This window comes from Vibrio qingdaonensis (genome assembly GCF_026191675.1).
Classification (GTDB): Bacteria; Pseudomonadota; Gammaproteobacteria; order Enterobacterales; family Vibrionaceae; genus Vibrio; species Vibrio qingdaonensis.
In genome coordinates, this window is record NZ_JAKRRY010000150.1 from 1 (window position 1) to 666 (window position 666).

Here is a 666-nt window from a genome sequence, read left to right on the forward strand (position 1 = left end):
GACGATGCAAATCGCGGCCAGCAAGTCTCCAAGCTTTAAAGCAGGTAAAGCATTAAAAGAAGCGTGTAACCAGTAATGGATAGTTGAAATGTGATGATATTTTCATCATACTGGGTACATCCACACTTCTAGAAGGTGTGGCAGATTTCCATCAACGCGTGGGAACTACACTAATTTTTCGTCCATAGAGATACGCTCTATGGGCGTATCTCCTTTAAATAGGAGTCATCAAATGAAAGATAATTCAGAAAAAACCATAGTGCTACCTGCTGAAAAAGTCGTTGACGCGCTTTTGCATGGTGTTACCCAAGAGACAATGAATCAACGTTTTCATGATCATGAAAAGTTGCTTGAGTCTCGCTTTGATAACATTAATACGAAAGTTGATACGAAGTTTGAAGCGATGGAGAAGCGTTTTGAACAAGTCGATAAGCGTTTTGAACAAGTCGATAAGCGTTTTGATAAGCTGGAAGGTAAGTTTGACCGCCTTCAATGGCTAATCGTTGGCCTGACGTTGACAGTGTTCTTCAAAGAGCACATTTTGAAATTCTTCGCTTAACTGAATTACACACCAACTTACCTACCATAGCGGATACCCGCGACACTGCCAGTTCATCTGGCGGTCGCTGGATGGATTGTTCTTTAATTCATTCAAAAGGTTTCCAT

General features: G+C 41.1%; 2 protein-coding genes. Both read left to right on the forward strand.

The features are described 5' to 3' along the window. The first annotated feature begins 4 nt into the window (after positions 1 to 4). Positions 5 to 76 carry a hypothetical protein gene (locus tag MD535_RS26395; protein WP_390902977.1) on the forward strand — a complete coding sequence of 24 codons (72 nt, stop codon included), beginning with the start codon at positions 5 to 7 and terminating at the stop codon, positions 74 to 76. A gap of 156 nt (positions 77 to 232) precedes the next feature. Next, the gene (locus MD535_RS25775; protein ID WP_265678130.1) at positions 233 to 559 is read left to right on the forward strand and encodes a hypothetical protein; all 327 of its coding nucleotides are present in this window, start codon (positions 233 to 235) and stop codon (positions 557 to 559) included. Positions 560 to 666: the final 107 nt, after the last annotated feature.